Annotated in this window: 17 protein-coding genes and 1 pseudogene; 9 read left to right on the plus strand and 9 right to left on the minus strand. The window is 74.7% G+C overall.

All coding sequences use genetic code 11. The features are described from left to right. Positions 1-140: 140 nt before the first annotated feature. Positions 141-1295 carry a hypothetical protein gene (locus ACH4B3_RS17070; protein ID WP_398463644.1) on the minus strand — a complete coding sequence of 385 codons (1155 nt, stop codon included), beginning with the start codon at positions 1293-1295 and terminating at the stop codon, positions 141-143. A gap of 255 nt (positions 1296-1550) precedes the next feature. Between ACH4B3_RS17070 and ACH4B3_RS17075 the strand changes: the two genes are divergently transcribed. Further along, a complete protein-coding gene (locus ACH4B3_RS17075; RefSeq protein ID WP_398463645.1) occupies positions 1551-2258 on the plus strand; it encodes an N-acyl homoserine lactonase family protein in 708 nt (235 codons plus the stop codon). Between the two features lie 103 nt (positions 2259-2361). On the opposite strand, the pseudogene ACH4B3_RS17080 reads toward ACH4B3_RS17075, so the two are convergent. Next, a pseudogene (locus ACH4B3_RS17080) lies at positions 2362-2472 on the minus strand (IS5/IS1182 family transposase); the annotation flags it as partial. Positions 2473-2585: 113 nt separating this feature from the next. Between ACH4B3_RS17080 and ACH4B3_RS17085 the strand changes: the two are divergent. After that, a complete protein-coding gene (locus ACH4B3_RS17085; protein ID WP_398463646.1) occupies positions 2586-4271 on the plus strand; it encodes a protein kinase in 1686 nt (561 codons plus the stop codon). 410 nt (positions 4272-4681) lie between these two features. Here the strand turns inward: ACH4B3_RS17085 and ACH4B3_RS17090 are convergent, their stop codons facing one another. Beyond that, the gene (locus ACH4B3_RS17090; protein WP_398463647.1) at positions 4682-6901 is read right to left on the minus strand and encodes an MMPL family transporter; all 2220 of its coding nucleotides are present in this window, start codon (positions 6899-6901) and stop codon (positions 4682-4684) included. Between the two features lie 110 nt (positions 6902-7011). Here ACH4B3_RS17090 and ACH4B3_RS17095 point away from each other — a divergent pair, with 110 nt between their 5' ends. The 5 genes from ACH4B3_RS17095 (at position 7012) to ACH4B3_RS17115 (ending at position 13032) form a co-directional block, all read left to right on the plus strand. Beyond that, the gene (locus ACH4B3_RS17095) at positions 7012-7941 is read left to right on the plus strand and encodes a TetR/AcrR family transcriptional regulator (RefSeq protein ID WP_398463648.1); all 930 of its coding nucleotides are present in this window, start codon (positions 7012-7014) and stop codon (positions 7939-7941) included. 209 nt (positions 7942-8150) lie between these two features. Then, the gene (locus ACH4B3_RS17100; protein ID WP_398463649.1) at positions 8151-9350 is read left to right on the plus strand and encodes an NAD(P)/FAD-dependent oxidoreductase; all 1200 of its coding nucleotides are present in this window, start codon (positions 8151-8153) and stop codon (positions 9348-9350) included. An 18-nt stretch (positions 9351-9368) separates the two neighbouring features. Next, positions 9369-10322 carry a sigma-70 family RNA polymerase sigma factor gene (locus tag ACH4B3_RS17105; protein WP_398463650.1) on the plus strand — a complete coding sequence of 318 codons (954 nt, stop codon included), beginning with the start codon at positions 9369-9371 and terminating at the stop codon, positions 10320-10322. A 373-nt stretch (positions 10323-10695) separates the two neighbouring features. Continuing rightward, a complete protein-coding gene (locus tag ACH4B3_RS17110) occupies positions 10696-12174 on the plus strand; it encodes a DUF6882 domain-containing protein (RefSeq protein ID WP_398463651.1) in 1479 nt (492 codons plus the stop codon). A 156-nt stretch (positions 12175-12330) separates the two neighbouring features. Beyond that, positions 12331-13032 carry a lipoprotein gene (locus ACH4B3_RS17115; protein ID WP_398463652.1) on the plus strand — a complete coding sequence of 234 codons (702 nt, stop codon included), beginning with the start codon at positions 12331-12333 and terminating at the stop codon, positions 13030-13032. Between the two features lie 457 nt (positions 13033-13489). On the opposite strand, the gene ACH4B3_RS17120 is transcribed toward ACH4B3_RS17115, so the two are convergent. From ACH4B3_RS17120 to ACH4B3_RS17135, 4 genes are all read right to left on the minus strand, one after another. Beyond that, entirely contained in the window at positions 13490-14305 is an 816-nt protein-coding gene (locus ACH4B3_RS17120; RefSeq protein WP_398463653.1) for an NUDIX hydrolase, read from the minus strand. A gap of 335 nt (positions 14306-14640) precedes the next feature. Beyond that, on the minus strand, positions 14641-15369 hold the full coding sequence (locus ACH4B3_RS17125) for a LuxR C-terminal-related transcriptional regulator (RefSeq protein ID WP_398463654.1): 729 nt from the start codon (positions 15367-15369) through the stop codon (positions 14641-14643). After that, positions 15366-16676 (minus strand): PspC domain-containing protein, encoded by a 1311-nt coding sequence (locus ACH4B3_RS17130; protein ID WP_398463655.1) that lies wholly within the window; start codon positions 16674-16676, stop codon positions 15366-15368. The genes ACH4B3_RS17125 and ACH4B3_RS17130 overlap by 4 nt, the downstream gene beginning before the upstream one ends. Positions 16677-16828: 152 nt before the next feature. Beyond that, positions 16829-18616, minus strand: coding sequence for a serine/threonine-protein kinase (locus tag ACH4B3_RS17135; RefSeq protein WP_398463656.1), 1788 nt, complete (start codon positions 18614-18616; stop codon positions 16829-16831). 134 nt (positions 18617-18750) lie between these two features. Between ACH4B3_RS17135 and ACH4B3_RS17140 the strand changes: the two genes are divergently transcribed. Together ACH4B3_RS17140 and ACH4B3_RS17145 are read left to right on the plus strand one after the other, a co-directional pair. Continuing rightward, positions 18751-20172, plus strand: coding sequence for a PspC domain-containing protein (locus ACH4B3_RS17140; RefSeq protein WP_398463657.1), 1422 nt, complete (start codon positions 18751-18753; stop codon positions 20170-20172). Then, complete coding sequence (locus ACH4B3_RS17145; protein ID WP_398463658.1) at positions 20169-20411, plus strand: hypothetical protein; 243 nt, start codon at positions 20169-20171, stop codon at positions 20409-20411. The genes ACH4B3_RS17140 and ACH4B3_RS17145 overlap by 4 nt, the downstream gene beginning before the upstream one ends. A gap of 374 nt (positions 20412-20785) precedes the next feature. Here the strand turns inward: ACH4B3_RS17145 and ACH4B3_RS17150 are convergent, their stop codons facing one another. Both ACH4B3_RS17150 and ACH4B3_RS17155 read right to left on the minus strand, forming a co-directional pair. Further along, on the minus strand, positions 20786-21355 hold the full coding sequence (locus ACH4B3_RS17150) for a DoxX family protein (protein WP_398463659.1): 570 nt from the start codon (positions 21353-21355) through the stop codon (positions 20786-20788). Positions 21356-21671: 316 nt separating this feature from the next. Continuing rightward, a complete protein-coding gene (locus ACH4B3_RS17155) occupies positions 21672-23156 on the minus strand; it encodes a hypothetical protein (RefSeq protein ID WP_398463660.1) in 1485 nt (494 codons plus the stop codon). Positions 23157-23572: the final 416 nt, after the last annotated feature.

The following is a 23572-nucleotide window of genomic DNA, read 5'->3' on the forward strand; positions in this document are numbered from 1 at the left end:
ACGGCCCCGCGGCCGGCGCCCACGGCGGGCGCCGGCCGCACGCCGTCCGGCGGCCTCCGGGACGGCGCCGGCCGGCCCCGGCGAGGCTGCCGGAGCGCCGGGCGTCCCACCGGGGCGTCCGGCGGCCGGCCGCCGTCACCTCACCAGCGGGACCGCTGGATGATCTCGTACGGGAAGGAGTTGCCCATGCCGTCGAGGAGTTCGTAGTCACCGACCGCCCAGTGCCGCCCGGTGTGCCCGATCGGCGCCAGGCCGTTGACGGTGTAGCTCTGCGTCATGCCGCCGGGGACGGTCGCCCCCTCCACCCGGGTCCAGCGCCCCCGCTCGTGGCGCCACAGCACCGGCGGGCCCTCCCAGCCGGCCGGGTCGCCGCCGAGCCAGACCCGGCCGCGGCCGTCACCGCTCAGCGCCTCCGGGGACAGCCCGGCGACCGGCCCGGTCACGTCCTTCCACTTCTTCCCGTTCCAGTGCAGCACCCTGGGCTCGTAGCCCTCCTCGCCGATGGGGCTGGCGAAGCCGGTCACCCACACGCTGCGCGCCGACTCCGCGTAGACGTCGGTCAGCCGTACCGGGACGTCCGGCAGCCGCACCTCGCGCCACCGGTGGCCGTTCCAGTGCAGCGCCAGCGGCCGTGACCCCGAAGCGCCGGTGTACGTCCCGCCGACCGCCCACGCGTCGCGCGCCGAGCGGGCGTCGATCTGCACGACGTCCTGGCCCGCGGCCAGCTCGGTCGTCCGCCAGCCGTCCCGTTCCCAGGTGCTGATGCGCCGGCCGCCGGCCAGCCAGGTCCGGCCGCGCTCGGCGGCGATCTCGGAGTAGCCGTAGATCGCCCCGCCCGGCAGCTCCGGCAGGTCCACGCGGCGCCAGCGCTTGCCGTCGTAGTGCGCGGTGACCTCGCCCGACTCGCCCCAGCCGTAGATCCACACGTCACGCGGCGACGCCGCGCTCACCGTCTGCCAGTACCGCACCTCCGGCAGCCCGGCGTCGTGCTCCTGGCGCCACTCCTCGCCGTCCCAGCGCAACACCACCCCGACCGGCACCGCGTCGTGGCTCTCGTGTCCCACGGCCCACGCCGCGTCCCGCCCGGCGGACGCCACCGAACTCAGGTGCGCCGAGGGCGACAGCCCGCCGGCCCGCGCGATCTCCCACCGCTCGGTCGCCGCACCGCCCTTCCCTGCGCCTCCGCGCTCCGCCCCGGTGGCCGGGGTCTGCGCCGCCCCCACCGACGGGGCGACCAGCGCCGAAGCGGCGGCGATCACCGTGATCACCGCGATTCTGATGGACCGACCTCTCATGTTCGTCCTCCCCCTGATGCGGCGTCGCCTCCGCTCGGACCCCACGGGTGACGGGGCGACGCCTCCGGCAGTTCCTGGTATCCGCAAGACACCCGGGGAATGGGCACGGTTGTGCGGAATCGATGACAAACGACTCAGCGCATTTCGGATCAAGGCGGGGGAATTTCCCCACGGCGAACAACGGGTGAACGCCCCCGCTTTCGGCTGTCAGCAGACCACCCTGCCCGAGGGTTCTCCGTCCGCCACAGTGGCCCCATGGGACACGACACGACAGTCATCCGCCTGGACCTGGGGTACTTCGTCCGGCCCGCTTCCGAGGCCGGCGGCACCGAACCGCGGGTGGAACCCGCGCTCGCCTATCTGGTGCGGCACGCCGCCGGACTGCTGCTCTTCGACACCGGGATCGGGGCCGCGGACCCGGGCACGGAGGCGCACTACCGCCCCCACCGACGGCCGCTGCCGGCGGCCCTGGCGTCCGCCGGGGTCACGCCCGCGGACATCGACCTGGTCGTCAACTGCCACCTCCACTTCGACCACTGCGGAGGCAACCCCCTCTTCCCGGGCAAGCCGATCCTGGTGCAGGAGGTGGAGCTGGCGACCGCCCGCCGGGGCGGCTACACCATCGACGACCTGGTCGACTTCCCGGGCGTCCGCTACCAGGAGATCTCCGGCGAGGCCGAGGTGTGGCCGGGCGTGCGGATCGTGCCCACCCCGGGCCACACCGAAGGCCACCAGTCGCTGGTCGTCCGGCAGGGCGACGGCACGGCGACCGTCCTCGCCGGGCAGGCGTACGACTTCGCCTCCGAGTACGGCTCCGCCCGACTGGCCCGGCACGCCGCCCGCCAGGGAGTGGCGGCCCCCCTGCCCGGCTACCGCCCCTGGCTGGACCGGCTCGCCGACTTCGCCCCGCGCCGCGTGCTGTTCGCCCACGACAACGCGGTGTGGGAACCGGCCGCCGACTGACACGACCGGCCCACGCGAAGGGGCCGCCCACCGACGGCCCCGAGCGGCCCGGGCGGCGGCCCCGGGCGGCTCCGGGCGGCGGCCCCGGGCGGCTCCGGGCGGCCTAGCTGCAGGTCAGGAAGGTGTGGACGGCCTGGACGATGGTGCCGATGCGTCGGGTGGCGCATCGGGCTCGGCGGAGCAGTCGCCAGGACTTCAGCTGTGCGAAGGCCCGTCCGTGCTCATGCCGGGTCGGGCATACTTGCGACGCAGCGGGCTGGCGGGGTCGGTGGGGTCGGTGTCGGCCCCGACTGCGCAACTACACCGCGTCAACGGGGGAGTTCGATGATGACCCATGGCATCGGGCCGGGAGTCCGGCTTGCTCAGGGGCGTTTCCTGATCGGTGAGCTGCTCGGCAGGGGCGGGATGGCAGCGGTCTACCGGGCGCACGACGATGCTCTGGGCCGGACGGTTGCGATCAAGACGATGACGACCGTGCCAGGCGGTGATCCGGCCGGGCGGGAACGCTTCCGCCGCGAAGCGCGTGCGGCCGCCGCTCTCAGCCATGCGCACGTGGTGGCGGTCTACGACGTGCTCGAGGAGGACGTGGCCGGCGTACGTGTGCCGTACTTGGTGATGGAGTACGTCCAGGGACGGCCACTGAGTCATTACGTGCCCCCCGGTCCCGGTGGGCTGCCGCTGGCCGAGGCCTTGCGGTTTGTCTCCGAGATCCTGGATGCCCTGGCTGCGAGCCATGCCGCCGGGCTGGTGCACCGGGACGTGAAGCCGGCCAATGTGATGGTCACCGAGGCCGGTTCGGTGAAGGTCATGGACTTCGGGATCGCCCGAGCTCTTGACGCGCAGGTTACCGCCCTGACCGGCACCGGCTTCATCGTGGGGACGCCGCACTACATGGCCCCGGAGCAGTTCACGGCCGGCGGCGCCATCGACCCACGCTGTGATCTCTACGCGGTCGGCGTCATCCTCTTCCAACTCCTCACCGGAAGGGTGCCGTTCGACGCGGAATCGGGGTTCCAGATCGGCTACCAGCACGTCACCGCTGAGCCGCCCGCGCTCAGCGTCCTCGGCGTCCAGGTGCCCGGAGAAGTGCAGGCCTTGCTGACACGGGCGCTGGCGAAGAGTCCGCAGGACCGCTTCCCGGACGCGCGGAGCATGCGCGCACAGATCCTGCAGGTCGCCGGGCGGGACGCGGCCGCCGCCGGCACCCCGGATGGCGGGTACGTTGCCACGGCCCTCGACCGCGCACCCGCCGGCGGGCCTCGCCCGCCCGCTTCGGCCGGGCCCGGCTCGGGCGCTGACATCCCTCATGACGCGCCTCCCTCTCCGCTCGCCGGCCTGCCGACCCGGCCTCAACTCGTCCCGGTCGTACCGTCCTACGCGCCGGACCAGCACCCCATGCCCATCGCCCCGCCGCCCACAGCGCCGGGCGAGGTGACGCGCCGGCTGAAGAGGGGGCTCGGCCACCCGATCATGTGGCTGCTCGCCCTCACCCCGCTGGTGGCCTACGGGATGGTCCTGGGCAAGTTCGACGATCTGTTGACGGCGAGCAATCTGCCGCCCGCCGTCGTGGCGTCCCTCCGCGCGGACATCCCGGGCTGGGCCGTGGACGACTGGTGGCGGACTCCGATGTACGTGGTGCTGCTGTGCGCCCTGGCCCCGCTCCTGTACTTCCGCGCTCGTCTCAGCGCCTCCGGCGCCCCTGCCGTGCGGGCCTGGACGGTGGCAGCGGGCTGCTACTGGCTGGCGGTGTGCGCCGCCTGGGGGCTGCACTTCGCCCAGTTCACTGTCCTGGACGATGCCATCGAACCGGTCGTCCACCAGTACACCGGACTGCACTCGGCCGTCCGCGTCATGGGGATCCTTCCCGACTCGGCCATGCTCCCGGTGACCATCGCGTGTGCCTGCGCGACCCCCGTCGTGCTGTTCCGGACCGCGCTGCGGATCCGCAGGGCGTGGCGAGCGGCACCGCTCGGGCACCTTCCCCCGGACCAGCTGGCAGCGGCTCGAAGTTAGGCGCTCAGCGTCGGCTGGCCGGACACCATGTCGGGGTGTCCCGAGGCGGGCTCACGCTGCGTGATCGCGCCATGGGAACCCCTCTTCCTTCCGCGAACCTCTTCATCCTTCCTTCGGGCATAGATGAGCCGGGAGACAGCTCGACGAGCTCGTACGGGACGTCGAGCATGGAAGGGTACGGAATCGACAGGGCCCCTCGGTCGTCGGCGTGATGAGTGCGATCATCACGCAAACGACTCGGGGTCTGCCCTGTCACACCCCCACCCACCAGGCCATTTCACCCTTCCGGCACAGGATGAAAGCGGTCCGGTCACGCCGGGCTGCCAGAAGACACGTCTGACCACTCGCACCAGACGCGTCCCGCCACAGCCGCCGGGATCATCGGCAGCGTGGCGGGCGGCGCAGGCAACTCACACGTGCACGGGAGTCTTCTCCCCGCTGGTGGAGTCAGTCGGCTCCGACGGCCCCTCCGAAAGCCCCACCCGCGCATGGAGCCTGCGCAGCGCCGGCGGCGCGTACCAGGCCCGGCCGCCCAGGATGCGCATCGCCGCCGGGACGAGCACGCCGCGCACCAGTACCGCGTCGATGACGACCGCCAGCCCGCTGCCGAGGCCGAACATCATCAGGAAGCTGATGTCGCTCGTCCCGAAGGCGAAGAAGCTGACCGAGAGGAGGCCGGCGGCGACGGTGACGATGCGGCCGGTGCGGGCCAGGCCCTGGGTGACGACGGTCTCCCCGTCCGCGCCCGCGTCGTTCAGCTCCTTCATGCGGCTGGTGACGAAGACCTCGTAGTCCATCGACAGCCCGAAGACGACGCAGAAGAGCAGGACGGTCATCGAGGTGTCCAGCGGCTGCGGGGTGAAGCCGAAGAAGTCGGCGAGGTGCCCGTCCTGGAACATCCACACCATCGCACCGACCGCCGCGGCGAGGCTGATCGCGTTGAGCAGCAGGGCGCGCAGCGGCTGGACGACGCTTCCGGTGAAGAGGAAGAGCAGGATGAAGGTGGTGACGATGATGAGCCCGGCGGCGAACGGGAGGCGCACCCCGATGGAGTGCTTGGAGTCGACCAGGGCCGCGTCGCCGCCGCCGACCAGCGCCTCGGTGCCGTGCGGCGGGGTCACCTCGCGGATGTCGTGGACCAGGTCCTGTGCGGCATCCGACTTCGCGGCGGACTCGCCGACGACCACGAGCCGCTGGGCGTCGGGTCGGCCGAGTGAGGCGGGGTCGGCGGCGGGCGGGACGGTGGCCCCGTCGCGGAAGCCGCCGGCGCTGCTGTCGACCCGCGCCACCCCGTCCAGCCGGGAGATCTCCTCGGCGTAGGCGCGCAGCGGGGCGGCGGCGACGGCGTCGGTGGTGACGATCTGGACGGCGCCGTTGTCGTCCTGCCGGAAGTCGCGGTCGAGCTGGGAGGCCACCTGGCGGCTCTCCGCGCTGGTGGGCAGAACCCGCTCGTCGGGGGTGCCGAAGGTGGCGCCGAGCAGCGGACTGGCGAGGAGGAGCAGGACGCCGAGGACGGGGAGGGCGAGGAGCGCGGGGCGCCGCATGACCGCTCCGGCGAGCTTGCCCCACAGCGGTGCGTCGGCGCGGCGGACGGAGGCGGCCCAGGGCAGCTTGCCCTTGTTCACCCGGTGGCCGAGCAGGGCCAGCAGCGGCGGGACGACGAACAGGGCGCTGAGCGCGGCGACGACCACCACCCCGATGCCCGCGTACGCGAAGGAGCGCAGGAAGTAGGGCGGGAACATCAGCAGGGCGGCGAGTGCCGCGACCACCGTGGCGGCCGAGAAGACGATGGTGCGGCCCGCCGTCCGGACGGTGCCGCGGAGCGCGTCCGGCACCGCGGATCCGCTCGCCAGCTGTTCCCGGAACCGGCTGACCAGCAAGAGCGCGTAGTCGATGCCGAGGCCCAGGCCGAGCGCGGTGGCGAGGTTGATGGAGAAGACGGAGACGTCGGTGAGCGAGCCGAGCACGAAGAGTCCGGCGAAGGTGCCGAGGATCGCGATGAGCCCGATGACCAGCGGCAGCAGCGCCGCGACGACGCTGCCGAAGGCGAGTACCAGCAGCAGCAGGGTGAGCGGTACGGCGATGGATTCGGCGATCGCGAGGTCCTTGCCGACCTGGCTGGTCACCTCGTGGCCGACCGCGGCCTGGCCGCCGGCCTGCACGGTCGTCCCGTCACGGGTCCCGGCGTGTTGGTCGATGAGCGCCTCGGTCCGGTCCTCGGTCTCGTCCGCCCCGCCCTTCACCCGGACGAGGACGAGCGCCTTGTCGCCGTCCTCGGAGGCGAGGGCCGGGTTCTTCGTCCCGTCCCAGTAGGAGACGACGCCGTCGACGGCGGGGTCGGCGTCGAGCGCGGCGGTGAGTTCGCGGCCGCGCTCCCGGACCGCCGGGGTGTCCAGGTCGCCGGCGCCGTCGGCGCGGACCAGGAAGACCAGGTCGGTCTCCCCGCCGAACTTCTCGTCGATGACGGTGCGGGCCCGGCTGGACGGGGCGTCGGGGTCCTCGAACCCGCCGCCCTTGAGTTTGCCGAACGCCCCGAAGCCGACCGCTGCCATGACGACGACGGCCACGGCGGCGAGGGCGAGCAGGAGCTTGGCCCTGTGTAGGGCCAGCTCGGCGATCCGGGTGAGCACGATGGCCACCTCCAACGGCGTCGGACGACGCCTCAGTGCGATGTTTATGGCGTTAACATCAACCCTGGCAGCCGGATGTTAATGCTGTCAACATCGGGCAGGATGAAGGCATGGTCGAGAAGTCGGGAAAGCCTCGGAAGGCGCGGGCCGCGAACGGGCCGGGCGCGCCGCAGGAGCGACCGGCGGCCGGCGCGCCGGCAGCGGGCGGCGGACGCGCGGCGGGCGGGGCCCAGGCGGCGTCCGGCCCACGGACGGCGGACGACGGGCGCACCCCGACCGGCCCGCGGACGGCGGACGACGGGCGCACCCCGACCGGCCCGCGGACGGCGGACGACGGGGGTGCCACCGCGGGGACGCGGACGGCGGGTGGGAAGCAGGGCGCGCGGCGGCCCGCCGCGGCCGCCGGGAAGGCCGGGTACCACCACGGCGACCTGCGCAACGCCCTGATCACCGCCGCCGTGGAACTCGCGGTCGACGGCGGTCCGGAGCGGGTGGTGCTCCGGGAGGCCGCCCGCCGGGTCGGCGTCTCCCCGACCGCCGCCTACCGCCACTTCGACGGCCAGGCGGCACTGCTGCACGCCGTCAAGGTGCGCGGGCAGGTCGCCCTCGCCGACGCCCTGGAGCAGGCCGCCGACCAGGTTCCGGAAGCGGCGGACCCGGGCGAGTCGGCAGGGCAGCGGTTCCTCGCGATCGGGCGGGCGTACGTGCACTTCGCCATCGAGCGCCCGGGCCTCTACCGGTCCGCCTTCTGCAGGATCCCCGGCTCCCCGGACGACTCCTGGACCGGCACCGAACCGGGCACCTCGGAACCCCAGTTCCGGTCGTTCAACCTGCTGTCCGCCAGCCTCGACGACCTCGTCGCCACCGGCCGGATGCCCGCCCGCCGCCGGCCCGCCGCCGAGTCACCCGCCTGGGCCATGGTGCACGGCCTGGCCGACCTGATCCTGGACGGCCCGCTCGCGCAACTCCCCGCCGCCGAACGCGAAGCGGTGATCGAGGGCTCCGTGGCGACGCTGCTGGCGGGCCTGGTCGCGCCGTAACCGCCCGGACCCCCCGTCCGCGCCCCCGCGGTACCGAGCGGCCACCACGACTCCCGCCGGCCCCGTCGCTCCGGCGCCGCCCCCGCGCCGGACCGGACGAGTCCGCACTCCCACCCGCCTGTGACCGGCGTCACACCCGACGTCTGTCAGGAATCGGAACGCTGTCCCGCTCAAGCCACCGGGACCAAGCGAACCGATGGGAGCATCACATGAAACACCGCATCGTCGTCCTCGGCGCCGGCTACGCCGGGGCCTACGCGGCCGGGACCCTGGCCCGCCGGCTGTCCCCGGCGGACACCGACATCACCGTGGTCAACGCCAAGCCGGACTTCGTGCAGCGGCTGCGGCTGCACCAACTCGCGGCCGGCCAGGAGATCGAGGCTCCGAAGCTCGCCGACGTCTTCGCGGGCACCGGGATACGGCTGCGCCTGGCCCGGGTCACCGCCGTCGACCCCGAGCGCCGGGTCGTCGCCGTGGCCGACGCCGACGGCGGCGACGAACTCGGCTACGACACGCTCCTCTACGCACTCGGCAGCCACGTCGCCGACCACGGCGTACCCGGCGTGGCCGAGCACGCCTTCGACGTCGCCGGCCGGCCCTCGGCGCTGCGCCTCCGCGAGCGCCTGGACGGCCTGGACAGGAAGGGCGAAGGCGGGAGCGTGGTGGTCGTCGGAGACGGACTGACCGGTATCGAGACCGCCACCGAGATCGCCGAATCCCGGCCCGGCCTGTCGGTGGTCCTGGTCGCCCGCGGCGAACTGGGCTCCCAGCTCTCCCCCGGAGCCCGCGGCCACCTGCGCCGGGCCTGCGACCGGCTGGGCATCACCGTCCTGGAGCACACCGTGGTCGAAGCCGTCGAAGCGACCCGGGTGCTGTGCGCCGACGGCAGCGCCCTGGCGTCCGACGCGACCGTGTGGACGGCCGGGTTCGAGGCCGGCCCCATCGCCGCCGCCGGCGGACTGGAGGTCACCGAGAACGGTCGGATCGTCGTCGACCGCACCATGCGGTCGGTCTCGCACCCGGACGTCTACGCCGTCGGCGACAGCGCCTACGCCGTCGCCGACAACGGCCGGCCGCTGCCGATGTCCTGCGCGTCGGCGGGCTACACCGGCCGGCAGGCCGTCGACGCGGTCGTGGGGAACCTGACCGGCCGTGAGGTCACGAGGGTCAAGCTGGAGTACGTGGGCAACCACATCAGCCTCGGACGGCGGGACGGGATCCTGCAGATGGTCGACGGCGAAGGGCAGGCGAAGCCGAAGTACATGGGTGGCCGGAAGGCGGCACGGGTCAAGGCGGGCATCGTCAGGATGTCGCTGTGGGGCACCGAGCACCCGACGTTCGGCCTGCCCAAGCGCAAGCACCGGCTGACCGCCGCGGCGGATGCGTCCGCCGAGAAGACGGTGGCGTAGTCGCTTAGGGTGTGCCGCGTGGACAACACCGCCACCGACCGCTTCGACGCCAGTCGGTTCGAGGCCAGCCGGAACCGGCTGGCCTCGCTGGCGTACCGGCTGCTGGGTTCCGCCGTCGACGCCGAAGACGCCGTGCAGGATGCGTTCCTGCACTGGCAGGCCGCCGACCGGCAGCGGATCAAGGTGCCGGAAGCGTGGCTGACCAAGGTCGTCACCAACCTCTGCCTCGACCGGCTCCGCTCGGCACGGGCCCGCCGCGAACGCACCGCGGGCGCCTGGCTGCCCGAACCGCTCCTCGACGGCGACCCGATGCTCGGCCCGGCCGACACTTTCGAACAGCGCGAATCGGTGTCCCTGGCCGTACTGACTCTCATGGAACGCCTGTCACCCCTCGAACGGGCCGTCTACGTCCTGCGCGAGGCGTTCTCCTACAGCCACGCCGAGACCGCCGAGATCCTCGACATCAGCGAGTCCGCGAGCCAGCAGCACCTCCACCGGGCCCGGCGCCGGATCACCGCCGAGCGCCGCGGCAGTGGTGAGGTCGACCCGGCATCCGCCCGCAGGATCGTCGAGGAGTTCCTCGCCGCCGCCTCCTCGGGCCGCACCGAACGGCTGGTGGCGCTGCTCACCGACGACGCGACCGCGATCTCCGACGGCGCCGGCCTGGCCGAGAAGCTGCTGCGGTTCGACACTCCGCAGCGCATCGCCGCCGTCGCGCGGGCCGGGTTCACACCCACGCCCGCGAAACGGCGGTTGGCCGGCGGCACACCCGCCATCCACTACGCGCTCGTCAACGGCGCCCCGGCCATCCTCTTCGTGGTCGGCGACCAGCCCGTCGGTGCCGTGACGTTCGACATCGCCAACGACAGGATCGCGACCGTGCGCGGCATCGCCGCCCCCGCCCGCCTCACCCGCCTCGCCGAAGCCTGGCGGGGGCACGAACCGGACGCGCCGCTCGTCAACCGGTGGTGACCCGACTCCGGTGCCGCGCCGGCCGGTTCGCCGCCTGCCCTCCGGTCGCCATCACGGCCGGGTAACCGCCGCGTACCGGCCCCGTCCTGGGCGGAACCAGGGGCGTGCGGGTCGGGTCCCTGCTCACAGAGCCGCAACACGCGCACCACGGGCACCACTTGGCTGCACCGGCATCGCCAGTTCCATCGACACCACTGGCACGGCTGGCACGACTGGCACGGTCTGGCACGACTGGCACGGTCTGGCACCAACAGCACCATGAGCACCACCGGCTTCAGCACCCGCAGCACCCGCAGCACCCGCAGCACCCGCAGCACCCGCAGCACCCGCAGCACCCGCAGCAAACGACGCCTACCTACGGATTGACTCACCCATGTACGGAACCCACGGAACCTTCAGCGACCAGCTCACCGACGCCGCCCGCCCGCACCTCGGCTGGGTCTGCGAGCAACTGGACCTCTTCGACCGGCTGGTACCGCACGGTCCCACGTACTACGACCTGGACGAGCCGACGGTGGCCCGGTCCGGGGTGACCCTGCAGGGCCAGATCCTCGGCACCTACGCCCTGGACGGCACCTGGCTGTGGGCGTGGGGGAACGACGGTTTCCGGGACACTCCGGGGGCCCGGCGGGCGGCGGAGCTGCGGGAGTTCGGGGAGCGTGAGGGCATCCCGGAGCTGACCGAGCGGATGCCGGACCTCAACCACTTCCCCGACCCCCGGCTCGCCGCCGACCACCTGATGCTCATCTGCATGGGGCTGCTGGACGCGCGGGGCGGGGCGGTCGCCGTCATCAACGAGCGGGGGCGGGCGTTCCTGGTCGTGGACGACCCGGCGGTGCCACGCGCCGAGCCCCGCGCGGGACGGTCGGAGCAGCCGCTGCGCAACGGTGCCGCGCTGCTCCCGGGACCTGCACTGAAGACGGTTCAAGGCTGGTTCAAGCGACACTCGATCGAACCCACGTACGGTCCTGGACAGGTGGTCGGGACACTTCCGGGCGGGGATCGGATCACGGTACGCATCGACGGGGAGGAGGTCAGCGATGTCCAGGTGACAGGGGCGGATGGCGGTGCGCCCGGCTCCGCGGCGGCACCGGAGCAGGAGCTGCTCGAACCGCGCCGGACGCCCGGTGCGCATCCGGACCGGATGTTCCCCGAGGCTCTGCTGCCGGTGGCGGCGCGGGAGATCGCGTACTCGATCCGGCGGACCCGGGCGATGGTGGAGTACGCGGACGAGCACCTGGAGTTCGACGGACGGGCACCGCAGTGGGACGAAGCGGCCGGCGAACTGCGCTTTCCGGGCGGCGGGCTGAAAGCGCGGCGGCTCGGCGCCTACGACGCCGACGAGCGGTGGTTCGAATGGGCGGCCGGTACCGAGGAGATACGGGAGCGCCTCCGGGAGGCGGCGGGGCCGGAGGCCGGCGCCGAGCTGCCGGAGCTGGCCGGCGGGCGGCTGGACCTGCGGCCGTATGTGCAGTGCGAGTCGTTCGCGGTGGCGCTGGCGCGGACCGCGGCGGGGGCGGCCGGGTACGCCTTCACCTCGCTGGGCAACGAGTTCTGGGTGGTCACCGACGAACGGCTGCCGGCCCCCGGCACCGACCCCGAGACCACCGGGGAGGAGATCCGGGCGGGGGCGAGCTGGTTGCACGGGATCACCCCGGCGGAAGTGCGGGACGCCACCATGCGGTCGGTCATGCAGGCGTACTGCGACCGCCTCGGCCTCCAGGTGCATCACTACGGCCGCCCGGATTTCCTGAGCGCGGTCTCCGGGCTCTACGAGACGCGGGTGTTCTTCGCACCGGACGGCACGATCACCGGGGCGTCGTGCGGCCTGCTGGGCACCCCGCACGGCTGACCGGCGTGCTCCACCCGGCGGGCCCGCTCTGACCTGCGCCGTCGTCGGAACCCGGTGCTGAAACGTGATCGTCCGAAGCGTGGCCCTCGGTATATGCTTCGGCGAATTTTTCGGCATAGCCGAGCACAGGTTCGAACAAGGGTGGAGAACACCGGCATGCGCAGATCCGGCAGAGCAGTGGTGGGCGCGACGATCGCGGCAATGGTGATCGGTGCGCTCACCGGCTGCTCCGACCAGTCCGGCGACGACGGCGACGGCGACGGCAGGAACAAGAGCCGGAACGGCGGTCAGAGCACGGCCAAGGGCGAGGACACCAAGGTGTCCGTGGCCCGGTCCTCGGGCAAGAAGATCGGTGCCAAGGGGACCACCTGCACGCTGCCGGTGACCTTCGACCTGGCGAAGTCCTGGGAGCCGGACGCGATCGATCAGGCCACGACCGAGGACAAGGAGGTCGCGGAACTCCTCGAAGACCTCACCAAGCAGGGCGAGGTCGAGATGGTCTGCGAGATCGACGCCAAGCCCGCCGGGCACATCGGCTTCATACGGATCTACACCGGCAAGGCGACGGCCGGCGGCGGGGACTCCCGGAAGGTGCTGGAGGGCTTCGTCGCCGACGGGGACAAGCCCAGCAAGGAGAAGTTCCACGCGGTCAAGGTCGCCGGGCTCGACGCCACCGAGGCCACGTACATGACCTACGGCGAGCTCGCCGAGGAGTCCAAGGAGGAGCGGGCGGTCGCCGTGGTGACCCCCAAGGGCGCGGTGGTGATCCACCTCGGCGGGATGGACACCGGAGAGCACCGGGCGATGGTCCCGGCGTTCGAACTGGCCAAGAAGACCATGGCGGTCACGGCCGGCTGAGGCACCACGCCGCCGCCCGGGCGGCGGCCCGCTGCCCGGGACACCCGCCGCACCCGCCCACCTCACCGCCAGGCCCCGCCGCCCCGGCCCCGCCGATCGGGCTCCGGCCGGCTGCCGGGGTCCCGCCGGGCCGCGCCCACCGGCCCGCGACCGGCAGCTGACGGGGGTGGCGCGGCGGACGGGCGCGGCGGCGGACGGACGCGGCGGACGGGCACGGCGGCGGACGGACGCGGCGGACGGGCGCGGCGGCGGACGGACCACGACCGAACGGCGATCGGGCATCGACCGGTGAACGGACGCGGCACGGCGGCGGACAGACGGGCGGACGGCCGTCCGCCGCCCAGGCCGTCCGTCTGCCACGGCGGACGGCCGAAAGCCCAGCGCCCCGCGGCGGACGGCCGTGGGCCCAACGCCCTCGCGGCGGACGGCCGCGGAAGCGCTGGACGGCGCCGCCGGCTCAGACGTCGGACGGCCGCGGCCCGTCCGGCAGCAGCGGCCCGTCGAGCAGCCGCAGCGCGTCCACCGCCGCCGGTGACAGCGTCTGCCGGCGCACCGCCTCGTCGCTCAGTTCGGCGCGGGACAGCCAGGCCACCTCTGCGGTGGATCCGTCGGTCTCGGTGACCCGCGGCGGACCGGGGGCCACCTCCACCGCGTAGAAGAGCGCTACGAGGTGCCAGCTGATGCCCCGCCGGGTGGCCGTGTAGCTGCGGGCCATGAGCAGCCGGGCGTCCAGCAGGGTCAGCCCGGTCTCCTCGTCGAGTTCCCGGGCCAGCGCCTCCAGCGGCTGCTCGCCGGGGTCGATTCCGCCGCCGGGCAGGTGCCACAGCCCGCCCTCGAAGATCGGCGAGGCGTCGGAGAGCCGGGTCAGCAGGATCCGGTCCCGGGCGCCGGGTACCGCCGGGTCCCCGGGTGCGACGGCACCGGGCCGGGGCGCCTGCGCCGCGTCCCCGCCGGCACCGCCGGCCTCACCAGAACCGCCGGACGCCCCGGAACCCCCAGCCTCACCGGGACCGCCGGTCTCCCCAGGACCGCCGGTCTCCCCAGCACCGCCGGTCTCCCCAGCACCGCCGGCCTCGCCGGTACCGTCGGACGCCCCGGTGACCAGGGCGTAGACGGAGACCCGGGACCGTATGCCGGTACCCCCCGCTCCCCCGTCGACGCTGCCGCCGCTGCTCCCTCGGTCGCCGCTGCCGTCGCCGCTCCTCCGGTCGCCGCTGCCGTCACTGCTGTCGCCGCTGACCGTGCCGTCCCGCTCGCCGGTGTCGACCGCCACGCGTTGTCCCCTCCCGCTCGTTCCCCGGGCCACCGGCCCGGACCCGCTCTCCCGCGGCCGCGTGCCGCGCCTGCTGCCGCGCCCCCGTCTCCGGACCGCCGTGCGCGGCCGCGGGCGCCGCCGGTCCGCGCACCCGCGCGGCCCGCGTCCGGCCCTGCCCGCTGCCCGTCCGCTGCCTGCCGTCTCCCGACCGGCCCCTGCCACCGGATAGCTCCTGCCGCCTCCCGGCCGGCCCCTGCCATCGACCGGCTAGCTCCTGCCGTCTCCCGGCCGACCCCTGCCGTCGACCGGCAGCCTCCCGGCCGGCCCCCGGCCTGCCTCTGCCCGCCTGCGGCTCAGACCAGCCGCCGGGCGGTCGCCCAGCGCGTCAGCTCGTGCCGGTTGGACAGCTGGAGTTTGCGGAGCACCGCCGAGACATGGCTCTCCACCGTCTTCACCGAGATGTACAGCTGCTTGGCGATCTCCTTGTACGCGTAGCCGCGGGCGATCAGCCGCAGCACCTCCCGCTCGCGCTGGGTGAGCCGGTCCAGGTCCTCGTCGACCGGCGGGGCGTCGGTGGAGGCGAAGGCGTCCAGCACGAACCCGGCCAGCCGCGGCGAGAAGACCGCGTCACCGTCCCGCACCCGGAAGATCGCGTCTATCAGGTCCGTGCCGGTGATGGTCTTGGTGACGTAGCCGCGCGCGCCGCCCCGGATGACGCCGATGACGTCCTCGGCCGCGTCGGACACGGACAGCGCCAGGAAGCGCACCGGGCTCTCCGGGTCGCCCATCAGGGCGGTGCTGCGGCGCAGCACCTCCACACCGCCGCCACCGGGCAGGTGGACGTCGAGCAGGACGACCTCCGGCCGGGTCGCGCCGATGACGCTGACGGCCTGGTCCACGTCGGCCGCCTCGCCGATCACCTCGACGCCGGTGCGGTCGGTCTGGCCGATCTCGGCGCGCACTCCGGTACGGAACATCCGGTGGTCGTCGACGAGCACCACCCGCACCCGGCGTTCCGTCCCCGCGTCCCCGGCCGCCCCGCCGAGCGGCCCTCCGGCCGCCGCCGGCCCGTTCTCCGTCATGTCGTCGCCGCCCTCTCCATCTCCAGCTCCACTTCCGTGCCCCCGTCCGGGGCGGACCGCAGCCGTGCGGTGCCGCCGTTGCGCTGCATCCGGCCGATGATCGACTCTCGCACGCCCATCCGGTCGCCCGGCACCGACTCCAGGTCGAAGCCCGGCCCCCGGTCCCGTACCGAGAGGAAGACCCTGCGCCCCTCCACCTCGGCGTAGACCTGCACGGGTCCTCCCTCGCCACCGTACTTGGCGGCGTTGACCATCGCCTCGCGCGCGGCCTGGATCTGGGCGCCCAGCCGCTCGTCGAGCGGGCAGTCCCCGACGACCACGACCTCGATGGGCACCCCGTGATGGTCCTCCACCCCGGCGGCCGTACGGCGCACCGCCTCGGCCAGGGTGTCCGGCTCCTCCTCCTCGTCCTTGCCGGTGCCCTCCGGCTTGTACAGCCAGGCGCGCAGCTCCCGCTCCTGGGCCCGCGCGAGCCGGGCCACCTCGCGGGCGTCGTCCGCGTTGCGCTGGATCAGGGTGAGGGTGTGCAGCACGGAGTCGTGGACGTGCGCGGCGACCTCGGCCCGCTCTTGGGCGCGGATGCGCATCAGCCGCTCCGCCGACAGGTCCTGCATCATGCGGATCAGGTACGGGCCGGCCAGCAGCGCCAGCCCCACGATCACCGCCAGCGTCGCCTGCAGCACCGAGCCCAGGTGCTCCGCGGAGCCCTGGATGACGACGATGCCGGTCACGCCGACGCCGACCAGCAGCACCCCGGCCGCCATCCGCGCCACCGGCAGCACCCGCTTGCTGCGGCTGAGCTCCACCCACTGGGCGCGCCGGGCGTTGTCCGCCTGCCGCCAGACCAGGGCCACCCCGGCCCCCATGAGCAGCAGCGGCCAGATGTAGGTGTCGGCGACCCGGCCGATGTGGATGTTCTCCACGAAGATGCCCGCGCCGACGATCACCGCGATCAGCGCGAGGATCTGGCCCTTGTCGGGTTTGCGGGCGAACAGCCGGCGTCTGCCGTCCGGTCCGGGCGCGGTGCCGATCAGGCCCGGGCGCCCGGTGTCCACGCCGCCGACGCCCAGCGGCACCACGAACCAGAAGAGGGCGTACAGGATGACGCCGAAGCCGTCGGCCATCGACAGGGCCACGAACAGCAGCCGCACCCAGGAGACCGGCACCCCGAGGTGCCCGGCCAGCCCGCGCGCCACGCCCCCGAGCCAGCGGCCCTCGGCGCTGCGGTACAGCTTGCGCGGGGGCGGCTCGGTGGCGTCGGGCGGCGGGACGCGGTGCGACCCGGCTCGCGGTGTGGTGGTGGCCATGGAGTCGATCGTCACACGGTCGGCGGGGCCGGGGCATCAGGGTCACCCCTGATCGGACCCGGACGCGGCCTCGGAACCGTCCCCGGTGCCGCCCCCCGGGCGATCCCCGGTGCCGCCCCCGGGGCGATCCCCGGTGCCGTTCCCGCGCCGGACTACTGCCCGGCGCCCCCGGTGGCCCCGGCGCCCTCGTCGTCGGCGAACCGCAGCCCGTCCCGGACGTGGTCGAAGATGCCCCGGTACTGCTGCCACTGGGCCTCGGGCGCGGACAGGTACACGGCGTACTCCTCCAGGCCCGGCTGCCCCCAGCCCAGGTCGATGGCCCGGAACCAGCGGGCCGAGCCCTTGAACTTGAACTCCCAGATCGCGGCGGGTTCGCCGCGGAACCGGGTGCGCTGCAGCCGCAGCCGCTCGCTGACCGGGTACTTGTTCTGGAACATCTGCTCGACGTCCTTGAAGTGCTCCAGCGGGTCGGCGGCGGCCAGGTCCAGGACGTTCAGCTGGAGGTTGACCAGCCCCGTCGGGTCGATGTAGTCGACCTCGCCGGGCCGGCTGTCCGGCTGCCGCACCCAGCCCTCGGGCACCGGGAAGGAGACGCCCAGGGCCTTCTCCTCCACCAGCCGGTAGCCCTCCGGGACGGGCGGCGGCCGGTAGCCGTCGTCCGGGTGTCCCTTGGTGCCGGTGCCGGGGGTCTTCTCGCCCTCGGACTTGGCCCCGGTCTTCACCCCGTCACCGTCGTTCTGGGAGACGAAGTAGAAGGTGCCCGCGGCCACCGCGAGCACGGTCACCGCGGCCACCGCGGTCAGCAGGGCGCCGCGGCCCCGCCGCCCGCCCCGCTCGGGCCCCGGCACCGGGGTGAGGGTGGGGGTCGCCCCGGAGTCGGCCGGGCGGACCGCACCGGAGGCGGCGCCGCCGGCGGCGGCCGGCGGCGGATCGTTCCGCGGGGTGTCCCCGGGGTCGGCCGGCGCCGGTGCGGGCGCGGGTACGGGTGCGGGTGCGGGTGCCGGGGCGGGGTCTTCGGCGGGAGTGGGGGCCGGGGCGGGGGCGGGGGCGGCGAGGGACGCGGTGCCGAACGACACCTCCAGGAACGCCGTCTCGGCCTCCGACGCCGGTGCCCGCAGAGCCCGTTCCACCTGATCCGCCGACGGCCGCCGGTCCGGGTCCTTCGCGAGCAGCGCCTCGATCAGACCGGTGAGCGGGCCCGCGTTCCGGAGCGGTTCCAGCGGGTCCATGGCGATCGCGTACGCCGTCTCCATGGCGGTGGCCCGGCGGAACGGCGGTCGGCCCTCCACCGCCTGATAGAGCGTCGCGCCGAGCGCCCACAGGTCGGAGGCGGGTCCGGGCTTCCGGCCCTTGACGCGTTCCGGGGCGATGTAGTCGATGGAGCCGACCACTTCACCGGTCTTGGTGAGCGTGGACGTACCGGACGCCATCGCGATACCGAAGTCGGTGAGCACCACCCGGCCGCCGGCCCGCGCCTCGTCCTGCGGATCGACCCGCCCCAGCAGCACGTTGCCCGGTTTCACGTCGCGGTGCAGCACACCGGCCGCGTGCGCCGCGCGCAGTGCCGCGATCATCCCGCGCCCGATCCGGGCCGCCTCGGCGGGCGTGATCGGGCCGCCGCTCTTGATCACGTCCCCGAGGGTGGTCGACGGCACGTACTCCATCACGATGCACGGCTGGCCCTCGTGGTCGACCACGTCGTGCACCACCACCACGTTGGGGTGGGTGATACGGGCCGCGCTGCGCGCCTCGCGGCGGGTGCGCTCGTGGACGGTGGCGAGTTCGTCCTCCGAGCGGTGCGGGGAGATGTGCAGTTGTTTGACGGCGACCTGACGGCCGAGCAGCTCGTCCTCGGCCCGCCATACGGTGCCCATGCCGCCACGCCCGATCCGGTCCACCAACCGGTACCGTCCGGCGATCAGCCGCCCCTGGTCCGACACCGCGCTCCCCTCGCCCCAGCCCCGCATGTGTTCGAAACGACACGATAGCCGCCGCGGACTCGGGGTCGATCTCAGGGAAGGCCCAGGGTCGGGACCGGATGCCGGGCGGCGATACGACTTGTCACCATGGACGCATGACCGATGCACACCCCGTCGCGGACGCTCACCGGCGCGACGGGTCCTCCTCCGCCGCACCACCCGGCTCCGGGCCGCAGGGCCCCGGACCGTCCGGGCCGCCCGGCGCGCCCGGGGACGGCCCGGACCCGCAGGGCCCCGCGCCGGGCCCGGTGCCGCTGCGCCGCAGCCCCGGGAACAAGGTGTTCGGCGGGGTGTGCGGGGGGCTCGGCCGGTACTGCGACGTGGACCCGGTCATCTTCCGGGTGGTGTTCTCGGTGCTGGCGGTCACCGGCGGGATCGGCCTCATCGTCTACGGCTTCTGCTGGCTGCTGGTCCCGATGCTCGGCGAGGACGAGCACGAGGGGCGGCGGCTGCTGTCCGGGCGGGTCGAGGGCACGGCGCTGACCGCGCTGCTCTGCGCCCTGGTGGGCTGCGGGCTGTTCCTCTCCATGCTCAACAAGGGCAACATCGTCGGCTTCTCGGTGATGCTGTCGCTGGCCACGGTCGGCGCCGCGTACTGGTCCCGGCACCGGCACCAGGCGGACGGCGAGACCGGTGACACCGACACCGCCGCCCCGCAGACCGCCGCCGGCGGCACCGCGGCGGGCAAGGGCGGCCACGAGGGCGCCCCGCCGGAGACCCAGGCCCCGCCGGCCCGGGGCGGCCCGTCCTGGTGGCGCGACCCGATCGTCAAGGACGGCACCACCGGCCACGTCGGCACCGGCTACCTGTGGGGCCCGGCCGACGGCCCCGACGCCGGCGGGTACGCCACCGGGCGCGCGGCCGCCGCCGCCCGGTCCCGCCCGGCCCCCGAACGCACCTCGATCGGCGGCTGGACCTTCCTCGCCGCCGTCGCGGCCGCCGCGATCGGGATCGGCGCGACCTGGGCCACCCAGCCGCTCGGCACCAGCCTGCAGACCGGATTCGTCGCCGCGCTCGCCGTGTTCGGCGCCGGACTGCTCATCAGCAGCGTGTACGGGCGCACCGGCGCGGGCACCATGGTCGCCGTGGTGCTGACCAGCGGGCTGCTGGCCGGTGCGGCGGCGCTGCCGAAGTCCGTCACCGCCGACTGGAAGCGGCGCACCTGGACGCCGGCGACCGCGGACGCGGTGGCGAGGAACTACGAACTCGGCACCGGCGTCGGCCGGCTGGAGCTGGCCCGTCTGCCGCTGACGGACGGCCGGCGGGTGCGCACCGAGGTGGACGTCGGCGCGGGCCGGCTGGTCGTCACGGTGCCGCGCGACGCACGGGTGGAGCTGGACATCGAGGTGGGCCTGGGCGATGTGCAGCTGCCCGGGGAGAACAGCGGTGACATCGACGTCTCCCCGCTGCGGGACCGCAGGGTCACCCTGGAGCCGATGGGGGGCGGTCCCGCCCGCGGCACGTTGGAGCTGGATCTGGAGGTCGGTATCGGCCAGGTGGAGGTGCTCCGCCCGTGAAGCGGCACACGTTCGAACCCGGGAAGCTCGTCGCTGCGCTGGCGGTGCTCGCAGCCGCCCTGCTGTACGGGATGGACGCGGCCGGGGAGTGGGAGATCCCGGTGTTCGTGCTGGTCCCGGTCATCTGCGGCGGGCTGTGCGTGGCGGCCGTGGTGTCCGGGGTCGCCTACGGCCTCCGCCACCGGTCCCGCGGCACCGGACGCGCGCCCTCCGGCGGGGACGGGCCCGCCCCGGAGTGACACGCCCGGCCGGCCACCGGAGACCGCGGGCACCGGGCCCGGGCCACCGGAGCGCCTGGAACCCGGGCCGGACGCGGACGGGGGCACGGGCGCGCCCCGTGGGCGGGCACGGGCCGGGGATCTCGGGACGTCGGGCCGCGGGCGCGGGGCGTCGGGCCACCGGCGCGGGCGCGGGAGCGGGCCGGGTCATGGGATGTCGGGCCACCGGCGCGGGCGCGGGAGCGGGCCGGGTCATGGGATGTCGGGCCACCGGCGCGCGGGCCCGGGCGCCCGGGGCGTCACCCGCGGCGAGCAGCGGTCTCAGCCGAGGAGCGGGCTTTGGTCCCGGCCCCGGCAACGCGGCGCCCGGGCGTCACCCGCGGCGAGCAGCGGCCTCAGCCGAGGAGCGGGCCGCCGTCCCGGCCCCGGCGGCGTGCCCGCAGCGCGTCCACCGAGAGCGCCGGCGCGCCCGCCAGCACCAGCGGCAGCCAGGCCATCAGGTACACCAGGTCGTTGCCGTAGTAGTACGGATCGGTCTGCCAGCTGACCGTGAGCCAGAGGCTGAGCGAGATGAGCGCCCCGCCGCACGCCGCCAGCCGGGCCAGCACGCCCAGCAGGGTGCCCAGCCCGACCACCAGCTCGCCGATCGCGATCGCGTAGCCGAAGCCTTCCGGGGCCTTGAGCGCCAGGTCGACCAGCCAGGGCACGGCCGAGCTGTCGCGCACCGTTTCCATCACCCCGCCGATCGAGCCGGGCCCCGAGGAGGCGAAGAACCCGGAGGTGGTGAGCTTGTCGATCCCGGCGTAGACGAACGTGACCCCCAGGAAGACCCGCAGCGGCAGCAGTGCGTGGCGGGTGGCCTTCTCCCGCAGACCGTGCCGGGTAGTCGCCCGGATGGTGTCGAGCCGGCTCCGCCGGGCCGGGCCCGCCGCGTCCGTCCGGTCCGCGTGATCCCCGTCCGTCATGACACCCGCCGCCTCTCCATCGTGCCCTGGTCAATTCTGACCGACTCGGGCGGCCGACGGCGCTGCCGGTCGCGGTGGGAGGCGACCGCCGGGAAGCCGACCGGCCCGGGCCGGGTGCCGAGGCCGGCCCGGCGGCGGGGCGGCCGGGGCGGCCGGGGCGACGGGAACCTGGGTGGCCGGGCGGGGCGACGGGAGCCGGGGCGGTGGTCCGGCGCGGGCCGGGAGCCGGCGACCGGCATCCGGCGACCGGGACGAGGCCCTGCCCCGGCAGGGCCGGGGCCTTGGCGGGGCAGGGCCGGGGCGCCCTGGCGAGGGGTCAGTCGAGGACGTCGATCCCGTAGCGGTTGCTCTCCGCGCCGGACGCGGTGATCACCTGCACATCGGTCCGGCCGGGCTCGACGTCGACCGGGACCGGGACGATCAGCACCGAGTCCGCCGGATTGGTGAATCCCCCCGCGACCGGCACCAGCGGCACGTGCACATGCACGGTGCCGATCCGCACCACGGTCCGGGCCAGCCGGTCGGCGGCCAGGGCGCCGGGCGGGACGAACCCGCTGCCCCGGATCTCGATGTCGTCGCCGGTACGGATGGGCCCGTCGAGATCGCCCGCCTGCCGCACCCGTACCACCGACAGCACCGTCGGCCGCCCGCCGTCCGTGTACTTGCCGACCAGGCAGGTCACCGCCGACACCGCCAGCAGGACGGCCAGCGACCAGGGCAGCGCGGGCAGCCGGCCGGGGTCGCGGGCGAGGAGCACGCAGGCGAAGAGCGCGACCGCCGCGTTCAGCAGGACGTACTGCGCGTCGGCGAAGCTGCCGCGTCCCGAGTCGTCGGTGAGCAGGTCGGCCGGGCGCGGGCGGTCGGCCCGCACCTTCTGGGTGCGCTGGGCCCGCACCCGGTTGGCCACCACCAGCCGGGCGAGCACCGCGACCGCCCAGCTCAGCCCGGTCACCGTGAGCAGGGCGGCGGACCGGCCCAGTGCGGGGCCCTCGGCGGACGCGGTCACCGCCCGCCGCACCGCCAGCATCAGCACCGCGTACCCGGCGAAGAGCGCCCAGCCGCAGGCGACGGCGCGGGTGGTGGACAGCCGGTTGTCCTCGCCGATCAGCGGGGCCAGCAGCCCGCCGCCGGCCCGGTGCAGCCAGGCCACGGCGGTCAGCAGCGCGCCGGTGACCACGGCGGCGGCCAGCGCCGCGGTGCGGGCCGCCGTCCAGCCGTCCGAGGCCAGCGCGGACACCAGCTGGGCGATCAGCAGCGCCCCGACCGCCGCCCACAGTGCGACGACCAGCTGCCGCCACACCGAGGCCAGCCAGGCCTGGCACGCCGCCCGGCCGCGCTCGGCGACCGTCCCGGCGGCACGCGTCAGCTCGTCCGACACCCACTGCCGGGACGCCTCGGCCGAGTGTGCGAGGGCGCCGGGCAGGCCCTGTCCGGCCGCGAGCCGGTCCCGCAGGGCGGCGAAGTCGGCCGCGGCCCGGTGGTACGCCTGCCGTGCGCCGCGCGGGCAGCCGCAGCCGGGGCGCTCCTGGGCCGCACCACCGCTCCCGGAGCCACCGCTCCCGGAGCCACCGTCGCCCGGGCGGCCACCGCCCTTGGCGCCGGCGGGGCCGCCGGCGCCCCGGCGGGCGCCGCCCGGCGGGGGAAGGGCCGGCGGCGGAACGGTCGGGGCCGGAGGATACGGCGGGGGCGGGCCGGCCGGGCCGGGATCCTGCGCACCGCCCCGCCTGGGCGGGTGCACACCGCCGGTCGTGGCGTCCTTCGCCTGGTCCACCGCCACGGGGCTCTCCCAACTGTCGAGCATCGGCCAGGAATTGTGCCGCATCCCGGCGGCGCCATGGCGGCTTCAGGCCAATCCGCCCGGGCCCGCCCCGGGCGGCCGCCCGGCACCGGACGGGTCCGCCGGGCACGGACAGCGCCCGGCCCTGCGACGACCCGCCGTGCGCGACGTCCACCGCAGCGGGTCGCACTCGCGCCACGTACGGGTGAGGCCGGGACACCGACGGATTGACGGCTCGCCTCCACGGCCCGCCCCACGGCCCGGCATCGACCAGGTCGCGGGCGGTGCGCTGCGCGGCGCGAACACCGGCACAACAGGGCCCCGGCCCCCGGCATCGGCGGACGGCGGCGGCACACGGGCGGCCTGGCACGCGGCGTCGACGGTGGCGCCACGACCCGAAGGCGGGCGCGGGAGGAGGGCGCCGGAGGGAGATGAGACAC

This window comes from Streptomyces sp. NPDC018031 (assembly GCF_044327625.1).
Classification (GTDB): domain Bacteria; phylum Actinomycetota; class Actinomycetes; order Streptomycetales; family Streptomycetaceae; genus Streptomyces.

Excerpts from the sequence above, each read along its gene's own strand:
- ACH4B3_RS17095 (WP_398463648.1), top strand. The coding sequence starts at position 7,012 with ATGGTCGAGAAGTCGGGAAAGCCTCGGAAGGCGCGGGCCGCGAACGGG.
- ACH4B3_RS17150 (WP_398463659.1), bottom strand. The coding sequence starts at position 21,355 with ATGACGGACGGGGATCACGCGGACCGGACGGACGCGGCGGGCCCGGCC.
- ACH4B3_RS17125 (WP_398463654.1), bottom strand. The coding sequence starts at position 15,369 with ATGACGGAGAACGGGCCGGCGGCGGCCGGAGGGCCGCTCGGCGGGGCG.
- ACH4B3_RS17115 (WP_398463652.1), top strand. The coding sequence starts at position 12,331 with ATGCGCAGATCCGGCAGAGCAGTGGTGGGCGCGACGATCGCGGCAATG.
- ACH4B3_RS17130 (WP_398463655.1), bottom strand. The coding sequence starts at position 16,676 with ATGGCCACCACCACACCGCGAGCCGGGTCGCACCGCGTCCCGCCGCCC.
- ACH4B3_RS17140 (WP_398463657.1), top strand. The coding sequence starts at position 18,751 with ATGACCGATGCACACCCCGTCGCGGACGCTCACCGGCGCGACGGGTCC.
- ACH4B3_RS17075 (WP_398463645.1), top strand. The coding sequence starts at position 1,551 with ATGGGACACGACACGACAGTCATCCGCCTGGACCTGGGGTACTTCGTC.
- ACH4B3_RS17100 (WP_398463649.1), top strand. The coding sequence starts at position 8,151 with ATGAAACACCGCATCGTCGTCCTCGGCGCCGGCTACGCCGGGGCCTAC.
- ACH4B3_RS17110 (WP_398463651.1), top strand. The coding sequence starts at position 10,696 with ATGTACGGAACCCACGGAACCTTCAGCGACCAGCTCACCGACGCCGCC.
- ACH4B3_RS17070 (WP_398463644.1), bottom strand. The coding sequence starts at position 1,295 with ATGAGAGGTCGGTCCATCAGAATCGCGGTGATCACGGTGATCGCCGCC.
- ACH4B3_RS17155 (WP_398463660.1), bottom strand. The coding sequence starts at position 23,156 with ATGCTCGACAGTTGGGAGAGCCCCGTGGCGGTGGACCAGGCGAAGGAC.
- ACH4B3_RS17085 (WP_398463646.1), top strand. The coding sequence starts at position 2,586 with ATGACCCATGGCATCGGGCCGGGAGTCCGGCTTGCTCAGGGGCGTTTC.